This window comes from Ensifer sp. R1-3 (assembly GCF_056739175.1).
This window is the reverse complement of sequence record NZ_CP096515.1, coordinates 1,102,232-1,113,939: the sequence shown is the minus strand read 5'-3', so window position 1 is coordinate 1,113,939 and position 11,708 is coordinate 1,102,232. Positions and strand designations below refer to the sequence as shown.

Below are 11,708 nucleotides of genomic sequence, written 5' to 3'. Positions count from 1 at the left end.
GCGAAATTGCGAACCGGAGGACGAAGGGGCGCCAAAAAACGCTCGCTATGGTTTACGGAACGTAAATGAGCCGCTGGACCATAGTCCGAGAGAGCCTGCCAAAGGTCCTAAACCCGTTGCCGGGTATCCCTGCCGACACATATCGTAATAAGCACCCGCACGGCTCGTCAGCCGCGGGGTGCGGCGGCCTCAGAGCTGGCCGAAGCTTCCCGTCGGTGCAACTCTGAGGCTCCGTTACCGGTTGGCGTGCTGCCCGTGTTCCGCCCGGCGTCCGAGAGGATCTCGCAATGTACGATAGAGACGATTATGGGCCGCCGGAGCGACGGGCGGCAACCGGCCTGCCCTTGGGCGTGATGCTCCTGTCGGTGCTGGCGATTGCCGTTTATCTGCTTGCCGGAGCGGCGCTTCTGGAGGGTAGAAGTCGGGACGTCGCGGCGTACGACGTCCCCCGGGCAGGCGACGGAAGTCTGACTGCAGCGCCTGACACCGGACAGCGCCCGTGACGATGGCCCACAACCGTGTCATGGGCGTATGCGGCCAAGTGCACCCTCGGAAGGACGCTCATGAACACCGAGAAGATGAGAATGCTCATAGAGGATTGTCGCAGGGACCTGTTCGCCTATTTGGCGCCCGGCAGCGGCATCAGCGACCGCGAGATGATCATCGCCCTGCTCCATCGCCTCGATGGACTGCAGGCCAGAGACGCGCTTGACGAAGACTTCGACTGGCCGCCATTTGCGCCGGAGGAACGACTGGATGAACAATCCGGCCGCGACCGGACCAGCCCCCGCCTCAGGATAATTCTCAACCGTCGCATACAATGATCATCCGGGATCCACGACAGCACCCGATTCTCTGCCGGCGCGGCACGCCTGGAATGCACGCGAATGCTCCGGAGCAAGTTGACGCTGCGATCAAAGCTGATAAAAAGCCAGCCGTTGGTGAATGGGCAGCAAGCCCGGTAGCGATCGCCGGTCTATCGAGAACTCGGAAACGAATTTCACGAATCTCACAGCATTTTGGCGTGCGCAAAAACCAAAAATGTCAGCCGCGAAGAATCGCGTATGGCACCGGCATGGACAGGTGGCCGAGTGGTTTAAGGCTCTGGTCTTGAAAACCAGCGTACGGGAAACCGTACCGTGGGTTCGAATCCCACCCTGTCCGCCATCAACGTGACGCTCACTCGCCGACGTGGCATTGTTGGCGGGCGTGCCGGACTGTCGTTCAAAAGCTCCGCCCTATCCGCCTTCAATGTTCGCTATGCCTGCAAACACCTCAGCATTGCCCGCCATCGGGCGCTGAAGCTGGGCGACGTCATTCAGCAGTTGCTGTTTGCATCCACGCACTTGAATTCGCACATTGGAGTTTTCGGCTCAGACAAAAAATCTCCGAATGGGGGTGCCGCTATGCAGTGGCGGAGTCGATCAACTTTACACCGCCCCATGTCTTCCGCGCGGCAATCACAAGCGACTGGCGTCTACGGAAGCGGATTTCTCGGCGGCTACCCGCCCTCGCGCTATGCGAACCAGCTGCCGCATTGCCCCATGGTCCAACTGCCAGACGGTTCGCGCTCGTACTAGTCTTTGGTTGATCCGTCCCAGTGGCGTCTTCCGAAGTCGACCGAGGTTGAAATCATGACCAGAAAACGTGCGAACTTGATCGTCGCTGCAATGTTTTGTTCGGCGACGGTCGTCACCTCCTCTGTCAATGCGCAGGATCAGGCCGCACCACCGCTTGTGACGCAGATCGGCAACGGCAACTGGCTTCCGCAGGAGGAAGCGGAGTCGCTGCGCGACGAACTCTACTATCAACGCGCGATCCATGCCTACATAACCATGCTTCCGGCGCTGAACGTGATCGGTATGCGCGACGGTTCGGAGGCGACATTCGGTAAAGGCTACAACATCCTGCCAATCTGGAAGGACCGGATGGACTCGCGCACGTGGGTGCCGACACCGAACGCCGACGTAATCTACTCGATGAGCTATCTCGACCTGAAGGAAACCGGCCCGCTCGTCGTCGCCGCGCCACCCAATGTCATCGGCATGTTTACCGATTTCTTCCAGCGTACGATCACGGATGTCGGACTGATTGGACCGGATCGCGCGCGCGGCGGCCTCTACCTCCTGCTGCCGCCTGATTATGACGGCGAGGTTCCGCAGGGCTACTTCGCGTTCAAAGCGAAGACCTACAATGTCTTTCTGTTCTTCCGGACGATCATGGCGAAGGGCGAAAACGGACCGGACCCCAAGCCCGCCGTGGCGCTCGCGGAGCAGACGCGCGTCTATCCGCTTTGGACGCCCGAGAAAGACGTCAAGCCGATGCAGTTTCCTAACGGCAGCGGCAAGCGCATCAACATGATGTATCCGGTCGATAACGCCTACTGGACCAAGTTGAAGGAGTTCGTCGACCACGAGCCGGTCTCGGCGATTGATTCCGAACTGCGCGGTGTGCTGGCATCGATCGGCATCATCAAGGGCCAGCCCTTCGAGCCGACCGGGAAGCAGCAGGAACTCTTGAAAAAGGCGGTCGAGACAGCGCCCAAGATGATCTTGGCGCAGCGCCAGCTCGGCCGACCGGACGGACGCAATCGCTACTACACCGACAGGCAGTATGAAAATGTCTGGGCCAGCGGCACATCCGAATGGCTCCAGGACAGTTATCTCGATGTCGACCAGCGGGCTGGCTATTTCCAGGTTGCCTATTCATCGGCTCCGGCAATGGTCATGCGGACGCTGGGGGCAGGTTCCAAATACCGGGTTGCATACCGAGATGCCGCGGGCGAGTTCCTCAACGGCTCCAGCACCTACAGGCTGCATTTGCCACCCAATCCGCCGGCTGCCCTGTTCTGGGCGGTTACCGCCTACAACATCACCGACGGCACGATGGTGGAAGCGCCGCAGCTGATGCCGTCCATCAACGGCTTCAACAAGGTCGCGACGAACCAGGACGGCTCGGTGGACCTGTGGTTCGGACCGGAAAAACCTGCCGACGCGCAGGACTCGAACTGGATCCAAACCGTCGGCGGCCGAAATTTCCTGATAGCGCTGCGTCTCTACGGAACCGGCGTCGAGTTCTTCGATCAGACCTGGAAGCCGGATGATGTGGTCAGGGTGGAGTGAGGTCGGGGCGCGTCCCCAACGAAACGCGCCCATGTCCAAGTGCCCAACCGGAGCGATTCAACAGAGGAATATGCTATGAAAACGAGTTTCAATGATCAACTCGACATCACCCGGCGCGACTTGATGAAGGGCGGCATGGGTGCGGCATCGCTGGCAGCGGTGAGCGCCGGAGCGGCGGTTCCCGCCGCCGTGACGGCGGCCTCGGTCGCCGTCACGGCCAATGCGGCGCAGGCACAGCAGCACGCCGCATCCGCAACTGTTACGCAACCCGCCACGGGTATCGTGATGTCCCCCGACTATGCAAGAACGGTTGCGCAGATGGCCTACGTCTGGGGCTGGCCGATGGTTAACATGATCAACCGCAGGGCGGCGATCACCCAGGCACCGGAACCGGGCCACCTCAACGGCGTCCTGCCCGCCGCACCGCGGGGCCAGATCGCGATGCTCAACGACTACATTGAGCCGTCGGAAACTTTTGTCACGTGCCCGAACCAGGATGTCGTCTACGGCTTGGGCTTCTTCGCGCTTGATGAAGAGCCGGTCGTGATTCAGGTGCCGGATTTCGGCGACCGTTTCTGGGTCTATGCTTTGTACGACGCACGCACCGACCAGTTCGGTCATCTAGGCAAACCATATGGCTCGAAGCCCGGATTCTACCTGCTCGCCGGTCCGAGGTGGAGCGGCCTGAAACCGGACGGGATCACAGATGTTTTGCGCTGCCCTACCTCGCTCGCCAACGCCATTCCCAGGGTCTTCCAGGACGACACGCCCGAGGACAGGAAAGCGATTCAAGAGGTCATCAACCAGGTCGTCGCTTATCCGCTGAAGGATTTCGACGGAGAGATGAAGACGATCGAATGGGCAAAGGTCCCGGACATTCCCGGACCGGCATCGTCTGGCGAGGAAACCAAATGGGTGGTCCCGGATAAGTTCTTCGATCAGTTCGGCGAGGTTCTCGACACTGTCGATCCGTTGCCGGGCGAGGAGGCTCTCTATGGCCAATTCCGCCTGCTGCTCGATGCAGCGTCCAAGGACCCCGAACTGAAAAAGGTGCTGGTTGCGACCGCGGTCGAGACCGAAGACAAGGTCATCCAGCCGTTCTTCCAGTGGAAGCACAACGGACGTCCGGCCGGGAACGGATGGAACCGTTCGACCAACAATGCGCAGTTCGGCGTCGACTATTTCAACCGGACCGGAACGGCAAAATCGAACATGTTCGACAACCGGCCGAACGAGACGCAATATTTCTACACCGACCACCACGGCGCGGGCGGAGAACTCAGCGGCAGCGGCAGCTATGCGATCACCTTCCCAGCCGGGCAGGAGCCGCCGGTCAACGGGTTCTGGTCATTGACCCTGTACAACGACAAGCATCTCTTCCACGCGAACGACCTCAAACGCTACTCACTCGGCACCAAGAACAAGAACCTAAAGCGCAACTCCGACGGTTCGCTTACCCTCTACGCAGGCGCGAGGTCGCCTGGGGGCGACAAGGAAAACAACTGGCTGCCCGCGCCGGACGGGAAGTTCTCGCTCTACATCCGCGCCTATTGGGGCAAAGAGGCAATTCTCGATGGCTCTTGGCAGCCGCCCACGATCGAGGTGGCTCAATAGCCAGTGCTGAAAGCCGATAGCGGCGTTGTGTGTTCGTGACCTTGCACTCCGCCCTATCTGCCAGCCGGCGGGCACCGACGCGGCTTGCAGTTGTCAGCCTCATCTTTGTATTGCGATGCATTCGGCAAGTGGAATGCACTGGCGCGGTCGGCCGAAAACTCTTATACAATCGTTGACCAGTGGGGTCGTAGCTCAGTTGGGAGAGCGCCGCAATCGCACTGCGGAGGTCGAGGGTTCGACTCCCTTCGGCTCCACCATCCACCAGTCCTCCCTGCCGGCTCGCTGCTTGCCAAAAAAGCTGATTTGAGAGAAAGTTTTAGTCTGACCCGTTCGAGGTCTGGGCAACTCCCGCGAGTGGAGAAAAACATGCCTGTTAAATCTTTGGTGGCAGCCGTAATTTTTTCCCTCTTCGCCCTTTCGGGGTGCGCCAGCACAGGCTCGACCAACACGACCTACACCCAGTGGTACGGGCCTTATCCCGAGCCTGAATTCGACGTTCTTACGCCGGGCGGACTGCGCCTTGCCTATTAGCATCGCATAGGCCTGCGCCGCCCGCCGTAAGCCCAAAACATGCGAGAGCGTATCGGCCCCTGCCCCGAATTCCGAGCGATCGCCATCGACACGCCGGATCGCGGGGCGGATCGGCATTCAACAGCAAGCGAAATTCACGGAATTTTAGGCACTTGCGGAACACATATGGAACAGATAGGTTCTGTTCTTGATTTGTTTCGCGATTCTGGAGTGACGCCATGCTGACCCGCAAGCAACAGGAATTGCTTCTGTTCATTCACGAACGAATGAAGGAATCCGGGGTCCCGCCGTCCTTCGACGAGATGAAGGACGCCTTGGACCTTGCGTCCAAATCGGGCATCCACCGTTTGATCACCGCACTCGAGGAGCGTGGGTTCATTCGCCGGCTACCTAATCGCGCCCGGGCCCTCGAAGTCATCAAGCTGCCGGAGGCCTATGCGGGCGCTTCGCAGGTCCGCCGCGGCTTTTCGCCGAGCGTGATCGAAGGCAGTCTGGGCAAGCCTGTTGCGCCGCCCCCCGCACCGAAACCGGCGCCGCCGGCCGAGGCCGCATCGGTCGCCGTTCCGGTCATGGGCCGCATTGCCGCCGGTGTGCCGATTTCGGCAATCCAGAACAATATGCACGATATTTCCGTACCGGTCGAAATGATCGGCAGCGGCGAGCACTACGCTCTCGAGATCAAGGGCGATTCGATGATCGAGGCCGGCATCCTCGATGGCGATACGGTGATCATCCGGAACGGAAGCACCGCCAGCCCCGGGGATATCGTCGTCGCGCTGATCGACGACGAGGAAGCGACCCTGAAGCGATTCCGTCGCAAGGGCGCCTCTATTGCGCTGGAGGCCGCCAATCCGGCTTACGAAACACGCATATTCGGTCCGGACCGGGTCAAGATCCAAGGGAGGCTCGTCGGCCTCATCCGGCGGTATCATTAGAGCTTCCTGACCAGGTGCGCAGCCGCTTCCTACGAAAGTACGCAGTTTCAAAGCGCTTACGTGGGAGTATTGCGCCTTGGGACGCTATGGCCACGCCCGGTCCACAGAACGGAAGACACATTTATACAGAATAAAAAAGTCCCTATTCCAAATGTACCCTCTTGCGGATTGCGGTCAATCATTCTAAATCCGCGCCACGATTTGAAAACGCAAATCGTAGAGGCCTCGTGGCGGAGTGGTGACGCAGAGGACTGCAAATCCTTGTACGCCGGTTCAATTCCGGCCGAGGCCTCCAAAAGCCACACCTGATCAGCTTTGTTACCGACAAACTTCCCCTCGTCAGACGAGGGCGAAATCCGCATTCGCAAAGACGAAGTTGGCAGCGCTGAGGTCGGCAGCGTGGATGCCGATCAGAGTGACCTGATCGACCGTGCCATTCAGCTGCAGGACAGCGTTCCCGTCAGCATCGTCGCCGATGTTGGACAAAAAATCGGCGAAGTCGTCGTAGCCATAGCCGGCGATTTGGATGATGTCCTTGTCCAATTCGAAGTCGAAGATCTCATCCCGCCCACTGTTCCGCGCAAACAGGAACTGATCGGCACCGGTCTCGACCGCGAAGGCTGCGGTAAGTCGGCCATCGCCCCAGAGCTGATCGTTACCGGCGCCGCCAATCAAGAGGTCGTCCCCACCCGCGGTGTCCACGCCGACCTCTGCATCGCCATACAGGACATCATCGCCTTTGCCTCCGTCGAGCAGGTCGTTGCCGCCACTGCCGCCACGTGAGAAAAGAACATCTCCAACAAGAAAGTCGTTGCCAGAACCACCATAGAGGTGGTCGTCGCCGCCGATGCCGGATTCCACGACGCCCTGGTCGAGGCCATCTCCGTAGAGTTTGTCATGGCCCTCTCCGCCCTGGAGCCGATCGTTCCCGCCAATGAAAAAATCGCCGAGGGAGAAAGCGTCGCCCGAGAGAATATCGTCTCCGGCGCCGCCGTCGAGCCAGTCGTCGCCACCACGTCCTCTGAGGCAATTGTAGCCATCGCCGTAGAGTGTATCGTTGCCTTTGCCGCCCGAGAGACGATCGTCCCCTCCGGCGACGATCGCGGAGTCACTCACATCGATCGAGAAGGCATCGCCGTACAGCGTGTCGTCGCCGGCGCCGCCGTCGAGCTGGTCGTCGCCACCACGCCCCTGATCGGAGATCGCCCAAGCGTCGCCGAAGAGCGTGTCGTCGCCTCCGTGCCCGTCAAGGCTGTCGCGGCCACCCTGCCCCGAAGACAGGAAGCCGCCGATTTCGAAGACTCCCAGGCTATTGTCGGTCGTGAATGGGTCTCCGAAGACAATGTCCGGATCGTTCGTGCCGAAGATGTGGTTGTCGAGCCCGAGCCAAGGGGCGATGCCACCGATCAGATGCGCCATTTTTCTCTCCACAGTGCTGCAAAGCAGGTGATGCTCGTCTTGGGGACCCGGACGGCCTTGGGGGCGTCGACCTCGTCCGGCCTCGTCGGAGTGACGAGCGGGCTAACGCTTTGAAAATACGCACTTCCGCACGGAAAACCGTCCACACTTTTCCTGAAAGTGCTCTAATGTTGCCGAACGCGATGTTCCTGTCCATTGACCACTTCGGATTAACTACAGGTTGTACTTTCCGGTGAAGTTCCGCGTCCGGATGCTGAAAGACGGAAGAGGTTGCCCACGCTCCGGACGACGTCCACGAAGAGCAGAACCCGGAGGACCATGTGGTCTCGTGATCGGCGATTGTGCTATAGCGTCCCGTCGGCCGGCCTCATCGGGAGGGCGGCACTCGAAGCGCGATGTGATGGATATTCCTTGGGGCTACATTCAGCGCCACTTCGATTGGCTCGGGCATGTGGTCGAGGGCGTCTGTATTGCAGCAGTCGTCGCCTTGCTGTTCATGGTGATTGCGCCGAGAAGGTTGGCGCTGATCATCGGCCTCGCCTTCGCCATCGGACACTTTCACGGCCGCGAAAAACGTGATTTCGAGATCAGCGCAAAGCTGCCGCCACCTCACCTAGAGGGTTATGAAATGTGGAAGTGGAGTTGGGATCAGGCGACCGACTTCTGGCCGGTCGCTTTGGTCCTCGCCTGCGTCATTGTGGCCCTCCTGCCCAAACGGCGTCGAAGGCCGGGCAGTTCCGACGACTGAAATGCGCTGCATCCGCATGCTGGTGGACTCTTCGCGAGGTCCACCTCTCAGGACTTGCCGGACGAGTTCGGCTTGCTCCGCCATCGGGCCCACCATACGGCCAGCTTGCGCCGCCGTCGGCGCATCGAGGGAATGTCGTGCGAAAGCACGAGCAGGCCCAGAGGAACCATCCAGAAGCCCAAGATCGGTAGAAAACCGAGCACACCGCCGAAGACGAGCAGAACGCCGATGAGGACGCGCAATGCCGGCGAATTGGGCAGGCTCATCCGCCATTTGCCAAGCACGATCTCACGCGTCTTGGGATCGATGCCAAAATGCTTCTTCTTGCCTTCGGTCGCCATCACTCTTCTTTCGTACCAATGACCCCACAGTTGGTGCCTTCTCCACAGGGCGGCAACCGCCTACCGTCATTTTTTTTGAAAAACCGCTTGGCAAATCGGAAAAGCATTTGTATTAGCAGCCTCACTTCTGCGGCGCAGATGATCCCTGGTAGCTCAGCGGTAGAGCACTCGACTGTTAATCGATAGGTCGCCGGTTCGAATCCGGCCCGGGGAGCCAGTTTCGAAAGAGCCATTCGCGGCAAAGCCCGAATGGCTCTTTTCATTTTGTCGGGCTGATTTCTCGTAGGTTTCCTCATGCGTCTTGCATGGCTTTTCCTGGTCCTCGCGATCGCGACCGAGGTCGTCGGCCTGACCGTGATGAAGGCGGCATCCGGCTCCGGCTCCTATTGGGGGCATGTGGTCATGTATGCCTCGATCGCGCTCTCCTACGTCTTCCTGGCACGAGCGGTGAAGACCATTCCGGTTGGCGTCGCCTATGCCGTCTGGGAAGGATCCGGCGTCGCCGTGATAACGCTCGTCTCTGTTTTCGTTTTCGGCCATGCGCTCTCCGGCCGCGAGATGCTGGGCCTCGCGATGGCTGTTGCGGGAATACTTCTCCTCAATGCCGGCAGGAGCGATGCGGAGGAAGCCGCCGCATGAGCGCGTCGGGTGTCTCCTTCGCATTCGCGATCGCCGCCGGCGTGCTCGATGTGGCGGCGAATCTCGCCTCGACGAAGTCGAACGGCTTTGCCCGCCGCGGCTGGGGTGCCCTTTCGATCGTCTTGGTGCTTGCGGCGTTCGCGCTGCTGGCGGAAGCGATCAAGGATATGGACCTGGCGGTCGCCTATGCCCTTCTCGGCGCAACCGGAATCTTCGGTACGGCCATCTGCGGCCGCCTTTTCTTCGGCCAGAGGCTGAAACCGGTCGGCTGGCTTGGACTGTCACTGATTTTCGGCGCGGTGCTGGTGCTTCATACCGCCTGACGCGGCTGTCCGTCGGAGCCTGAGCGCTTGTTCCCTCAGGGCCGAAGCGACGCTGCCTCCCGGCACCTGCCACTGATCATGGGCTTACGAGGCGCATTCCGGCATGATCGGCTGCCAGCTTGTCGAAGGTCAGCGTTTCGGTGCAGCCTGCCAAGAGTCCGCCGTGAGCGATCAGCGCATCGGAGAAGTCCGCCTTTGTCGCTCGGTAGGTGGCAAGCGCCAGATAGCCGGCATCCGCTCGATCAACAACGATCTCACGCGCCCGCAACAAAGTTTCGATAACGCTGGCAACGGCTTCGCGTGACATCCTATATGATCGCGTCAAGACCCGGACGGTTTCGACGAGAACCACCTGTGAGATGTAGCCGGGCGCCTCGGGTGTGAAGCCGTCGATGATCTGTGAAGCCAACGGTGATTGGGTGGTATCGTCCTGCGCCAGGTAACGCACCAGCAGGTTCGTATCGACGCCGATCATTCGCCGGCGGCTCCGGCGATAATCGCTTTCTGCATATCCTCAAGACTGACTGGCCTGTCCGGACGAGGAACAATCCCCTTCAGCGACCTGATCGAATGGGAAGCGGGCACAACCGCATAGTGGCCGTCCTCCATACGGATGAAGTCCACACGATCCCCGGCGGAAAGACCCATATCGATGCGGACCTTGGCCGGGATGGTGATTTGACCTTTCGAAGTGATCGTCGAGGTCGGCACGCCATTCTCCTTACATTTTACAAGGAAAAAAGTAATGCGAACGGCGTATAAGGTCAAGATTGCAGGGTTGGTCGCTTATGCCGGTCTTCGGCCCCAGCCGGGGCTATCGGCGCGGCGGCGTTTCTTCGGCCAAAGGCTGAGGCTGATCGGCTGAGGTGGCTCGCCTTTTGATTTTCGGCGCGGTGCTGGTGCTTCATATCGCCTGACGCGGCTGTCCGTCGGAGCCTGAGCGCTTGTTCTTTGGAACCGCAGCCACGGCTGCCCTTCCCGGTACCAGCCGGTCGAGAAGCGCGAAATAAAGCCCATAGGGCAGGATACGCAGCAATTTGACCAGGTACGTAAATCGTTTCGGGAAGGTGATCTCGAAACGCGAAGACTTCAGGCCGGCGCATATCCGGTCTGCCGCCTCCTGCGTGCTCACCAGCGCGGGTCTTGGGAAACCGCCTTTCGGTGCAGCCTGCGTATCCACGAATCCGGGACAGATGACTTGCAGGCGGATGCCGATGCGATCGAGGTCGAATTTCAGGCTCTCCGCCATGTTGATGAGCGCCGCCTTGCTCGCACCGTAGGCGGCGCTCATCGGCAAGCCGCCATAGCCGGCCACCGACGACATGATCGCGATCTGTCCATGCCCCTTGGTCTTCATATGCTCGACAAGCGGTACGAGACAGTTGACGACGCCGTTGAGATTGACGGCGAAGCTCCTGTCGAAGGGCTCCCGACGCAGGTCGTCGCCACGGACCGGGAGGGCGACGCCGGCGTTGAGGACGGCGAGTGCCACCTGCCCGTGCTCGTATTCGATTTTGGCCAGCAGCCGCTCCATGTCCTTCGGATCGGTGACGTCTCCATCGAGAACGATCATCCGCCCCGGTCCGGCCGCCTGGTGCTGAAGGTCTACCAGCTTCTCGTGACTTCGCGCCGTGACGACCACGGAATAGCCTTCCTCGGCCAATCGAAGCGCCACGGCGCGACCGATGCCGGAACTTGCACCGGTGATCCATGCCAATCCATGTTCGGGGCGGGCGGTGAATACAGCTGTCATCTTTTCCTCGCTCGTCGACGGGGGTTCTCACCGGGGCCGCCGCGTAAGCGGTCGGTCCCTATACCTCTCCGGACGGCAAGCGCCTGCCCCGCAATCTCCGCTTCCCGCCCGTCGATTGACGGCAGAGACGTTTTTTGCCCGGGACAGGAAAGCTGCGAAACGCTATTCCTTGCCTGTAGGACAGACTGAGCCGAAAACACGCCAATATTTCGGCGATCCTGCCCATGAAACCAAATGTTCATCGGCTTGCCGTCGACCGAGGTTAGTGCTTGGCTAATGCCGG

14 protein-coding genes and 4 tRNA genes are annotated in these 11,708 nt (G+C 60.2%); 13 read left to right on the top strand and 5 right to left on the bottom strand.

Going from position 1 to position 11,708, the window contains the following annotated elements; genetic code table 11:
* The first annotated feature begins 287 nt into the window (after window positions 1-287).
* From M1D43_RS05385 to M1D43_RS05345, 9 genes are all read left to right on the top strand, one after another.
* Window positions 288-503 (top strand): hypothetical protein, encoded by a 216-nt coding sequence (locus tag M1D43_RS05385; RefSeq protein ID WP_003528311.1) that lies wholly within the window; start codon window positions 288-290, stop codon window positions 501-503.
* 60 nt (window positions 504-563) lie between these two features.
* Entirely contained in the window at window positions 564-824 is a 261-nt protein-coding gene (locus M1D43_RS05380) for a hypothetical protein (protein ID WP_003528309.1), read from the top strand.
* A gap of 253 nt (window positions 825-1,077) precedes the next feature.
* Window positions 1,078-1,167 (top strand) — tRNA-Ser (locus M1D43_RS05375).
* Between the two features lie 467 nt (window positions 1,168-1,634).
* On the top strand, window positions 1,635-3,122 hold the full coding sequence (locus M1D43_RS05370) for a DUF1254 domain-containing protein (protein ID WP_153314133.1): 1,488 nt from the start codon (window positions 1,635-1,637) through the stop codon (window positions 3,120-3,122).
* A gap of 75 nt (window positions 3,123-3,197) precedes the next feature.
* Window positions 3,198-4,736: a DUF1254 domain-containing protein gene (locus tag M1D43_RS05365; protein WP_153314131.1), complete on the top strand. Its 1,539-nt coding sequence runs from the start codon at window positions 3,198-3,200 to the stop codon at window positions 4,734-4,736.
* Between the two features lie 181 nt (window positions 4,737-4,917).
* Window positions 4,918-4,993, top strand: a tRNA-Ala gene (locus M1D43_RS05360).
* A 109-nt stretch (window positions 4,994-5,102) separates the two neighbouring features.
* Window positions 5,103-5,267: a hypothetical protein gene (locus M1D43_RS05355; RefSeq protein ID WP_013844460.1), complete on the top strand. Its 165-nt coding sequence runs from the start codon at window positions 5,103-5,105 to the stop codon at window positions 5,265-5,267.
* A gap of 218 nt (window positions 5,268-5,485) precedes the next feature.
* Entirely contained in the window at window positions 5,486-6,202 is a 717-nt protein-coding gene (gene lexA, locus M1D43_RS05350; protein ID WP_153314129.1) for a transcriptional repressor LexA, read from the top strand.
* A gap of 221 nt (window positions 6,203-6,423) precedes the next feature.
* A tRNA-Cys gene (locus tag M1D43_RS05345) sits at window positions 6,424-6,497 on the top strand.
* 44 nt (window positions 6,498-6,541) lie between these two features.
* On the opposite strand, the gene M1D43_RS05340 is transcribed toward M1D43_RS05345, so the two are convergent.
* Window positions 6,542-7,621, bottom strand: a complete 1,080-nt coding sequence (locus tag M1D43_RS05340) for a calcium-binding protein (RefSeq protein WP_153314127.1) — start codon at window positions 7,619-7,621, stop codon at window positions 6,542-6,544.
* A 400-nt stretch (window positions 7,622-8,021) separates the two neighbouring features.
* On the opposite strand from M1D43_RS05340, the gene M1D43_RS05335 reads away from it, so the two are divergent.
* A complete protein-coding gene (locus M1D43_RS05335; RefSeq protein WP_003528299.1) occupies window positions 8,022-8,369 on the top strand; it encodes a hypothetical protein in 348 nt (115 codons plus the stop codon).
* Between the two features lie 47 nt (window positions 8,370-8,416).
* On the opposite strand, the gene M1D43_RS05330 is transcribed toward M1D43_RS05335, so the two are convergent.
* Entirely contained in the window at window positions 8,417-8,710 is a 294-nt protein-coding gene (locus M1D43_RS05330) for a membrane protein (RefSeq protein WP_003528297.1), read from the bottom strand.
* 142 nt (window positions 8,711-8,852) lie between these two features.
* Between M1D43_RS05330 and M1D43_RS05325 the strand changes: the two genes are divergently transcribed.
* From M1D43_RS05325 to M1D43_RS05315, 3 genes are all read left to right on the top strand, one after another.
* Window positions 8,853-8,927, top strand: a tRNA-Asn gene (locus tag M1D43_RS05325).
* 77 nt (window positions 8,928-9,004) lie between these two features.
* A complete protein-coding gene (locus M1D43_RS05320) occupies window positions 9,005-9,349 on the top strand; it encodes an SMR family transporter (RefSeq protein ID WP_010969347.1) in 345 nt (114 codons plus the stop codon).
* The gene (locus tag M1D43_RS05315; protein ID WP_498814134.1) at window positions 9,346-9,672 is read left to right on the top strand and encodes an SMR family transporter; all 327 of its coding nucleotides are present in this window, start codon (window positions 9,346-9,348) and stop codon (window positions 9,670-9,672) included. Before M1D43_RS05320 ends, M1D43_RS05315 begins: the two co-directional genes overlap by 4 nt.
* A 76-nt stretch (window positions 9,673-9,748) precedes the next feature.
* On the opposite strand, the gene M1D43_RS05310 is transcribed toward M1D43_RS05315, so the two are convergent.
* The 3 genes from M1D43_RS05310 to M1D43_RS05300 form a co-directional block, all read right to left on the bottom strand.
* Entirely contained in the window at window positions 9,749-10,147 is a 399-nt protein-coding gene (locus tag M1D43_RS05310; RefSeq protein ID WP_010969348.1) for a type II toxin-antitoxin system VapC family toxin, read from the bottom strand.
* Window positions 10,144-10,383: an AbrB/MazE/SpoVT family DNA-binding domain-containing protein gene (locus tag M1D43_RS05305; RefSeq protein ID WP_003528289.1), complete on the bottom strand. Its 240-nt coding sequence runs from the start codon at window positions 10,381-10,383 to the stop codon at window positions 10,144-10,146. Before M1D43_RS05305 ends, M1D43_RS05310 begins: the two co-directional genes overlap by 4 nt.
* Before the next feature lie 193 nt (window positions 10,384-10,576).
* Window positions 10,577-11,425, bottom strand: a complete 849-nt coding sequence (locus M1D43_RS05300) for an SDR family NAD(P)-dependent oxidoreductase (protein ID WP_010969349.1) — start codon at window positions 11,423-11,425, stop codon at window positions 10,577-10,579.
* Window positions 11,426-11,708: the final 283 nt, after the last annotated feature.